This is a genomic window from Mesorhizobium sp. M5C.F.Ca.IN.020.29.1.1 (genome assembly GCF_003997375.1).
GTDB lineage: Bacteria > Pseudomonadota > Alphaproteobacteria > Rhizobiales > Rhizobiaceae > Mesorhizobium > Mesorhizobium wenxiniae.
On the sequence record NZ_RZSW01000814.1, the window covers coordinates 1 to 1,989 of the forward strand.

At 59.0% G+C, this 1,989-nt stretch carries 4 protein-coding genes; all 4 read right to left on the reverse strand.

Annotated features, from left to right (window positions below; all coding sequences use genetic code 11):
* On the reverse strand, nt 1–738 hold a 738-nt coding region (sctT, locus tag EOA85_RS33845), incomplete at its 3' end, for a type III secretion system export apparatus subunit SctT (RefSeq protein ID WP_127212596.1).
* A 9-nt stretch (nt 739–747) separates the two neighbouring features.
* Nucleotides 748–1,017 carry a flagellar biosynthetic protein FliQ gene (locus EOA85_RS33850; protein WP_065006905.1) on the reverse strand — a complete coding sequence of 90 codons (270 nt, stop codon included), beginning with the start codon at nt 1,015–1,017 and terminating at the stop codon, nt 748–750.
* A gap of 18 nt (nt 1,018–1,035) precedes the next feature.
* Nucleotides 1,036–1,689 carry a type III secretion system export apparatus subunit SctR gene (sctR, locus tag EOA85_RS33855; protein WP_065006906.1) on the reverse strand — a complete coding sequence of 218 codons (654 nt, stop codon included), beginning with the start codon at nt 1,687–1,689 and terminating at the stop codon, nt 1,036–1,038.
* Nucleotides 1,682–1,989 (reverse strand): FliM/FliN family flagellar motor switch protein (locus EOA85_RS33860; RefSeq protein ID WP_206523444.1); only part of this gene is annotated, 308 nt, incomplete at its 5' end. The genes sctR and EOA85_RS33860, both read right to left, overlap by 8 nt.

Here is a 1,989-nt window from a genome sequence, read left to right on the forward strand (position 1 = left end):
GAAGAGCAGGAAAGCAGAATAGAGTACAAAGACGAGGCTAAACACCAGCGTCTTCACGATCAGCGAAAGCGCAAAAACATTCAGATGCGGCGAGGCGCGCGCCAAGAAGGCCAGCACAATGTCGGACAAGAGTATGCTGATGATGAGCGGGAAGACGAGGGTCAATGCCATCATCAGGATGCGGTTCAGCAGATCGAGGAAGATGCCGGCTGCATCCTTGCTGAACACGGGCAGAAGTTGGTCGATCGGCCAAAGGCCATAGCTGTCGTAGAGGCTGGTCAGAGAAAGTTCGAGGCCCCCGGCAGCCAGGTAGATCGTGACCATGATGACGGCGAGCAAGGTGCCGGTGGCACTCGTCTCATGGGTCATCATCGGATCGATCAGCGTCCCCATCGTGGAGCCGCGCTGCAGGTCCAGGATATCGCCGGCAGCCTCGGCCGCCCAGAACGGTATGCCCATCGCCAGCCCGAGCGTTACCCCGACCACGACCTCCTTGAGCATGTACACGACGATCATCGTCGTCGCGATGTCAGTGTTTGTAAGCGTGTTCACGAGCATCGGAAAGACCGGAACCGCCAGCGCCAGAGCAACGCCGTTGCGCAGAAGGCCTGATAGCGGCACACGCGAAAAGAGCGGCATCAGGAGCATGAACCCGGTCATGCGTGCGAGCGCGAAAGCTCCGGCCAAAAGAAAGAACTGAAGCTCTTTGACCGACGCGAAGAATGGTTCGACCGGCATCTGCGTGCCTCAACGCGTGACGACGGGGAATTCGTCCAGCGCCGTTGAGGCCTGCTCCGCGATCTGCTGGCCAAGCAGCGGGCCGAAGACGATGATGACCAGCAGGATCACGACGAGCTTAATCGTCTGCGGCAGGGACTGGTCCTGAATTTGCGTCAGCGCCTGGGCAAGCCCGACAAGGATGCCGACGGCCATCGCCGCGATGATCGCCGGGCTCGACGCGAACAGCACTGTCAGAAGCGCGCTTTGGACCTTCGCCAGGATGAAGTCATTGCTCATGCAAACCTCCCAGCGGCGTCAGACGTAACTCAGGATGAGGCCGTGCATCAGCCGCGACCAGCCATCTATGGCGACGAAAAGGAACAGTTTCAGCGGGATCGAAATGAGGACCGGCGAGACCATGATCATGCCGAGCGTCATCAGGATGTTTGCAACAACGATGTCGATGATAAGGAAGGGAAGATAGAGCAGAAAGCCGATTTCAAACGCGCGCGTAAGCTCGGACGCGACAAAGGCAGGGACTAATATCGAAAGATCGTCGTCTTTCAGATTTTGACGTGCCTGTTCCGGCCACAGGCGGTTCGTTCCGTCAAGAAAGAACTGCCGCTCTTCCGGCTGCGTGAATTTGATGAGGTGCTGCTGTAATGGTTCCCTGACCAGTTGCGCCGCCCTGGCGAGGTCGTCTGTAGTCTGGAACTGAACCTGCCCTTCCTGAAGCCGGCCCGTCATCTCGCTCAGCAATGGCGTCGTGACATAGACCGTTAGCACGAGCGCTATGCCGTAGAGGACCAAATTGGGCGGCATCTGCTGGACCCCGAGCGCATTGCGGATGAGGAACAGCACGACCGAGATTTTCAGGAATCCGGTCATGGTCACGACGGCCAGCGGCAGCAAACCGACGAAGCCGACGGCAATCAGAATCCCAAGCAGGTTGGGCGAATTGTCAAGCATTGTCGAACATGCGGGCGATCCGCACGCCCAGGCTCTCCCCAATCCGCACGATCTCGCCACGGCCTACGCGTTTGCCGTTGGCGATGATGTCGACCGTCTCCTTCGTCACATTGGCGAGCGGAACGATGGCGCCGGGCGCAAGCTGCCTTACCTCGCCGAGAGGCATTGCCGTGCGGCCGAGCTCGAAGGCAAGCGCAACCGGCAACTCGTCCAGAGTTGACTCTTCCAATGTCTGGTCGGCGTGCGGCGGTGTGTACTGATTCATGGTCCACTCCCATTTCGATCCAGCGATTGCAGTCG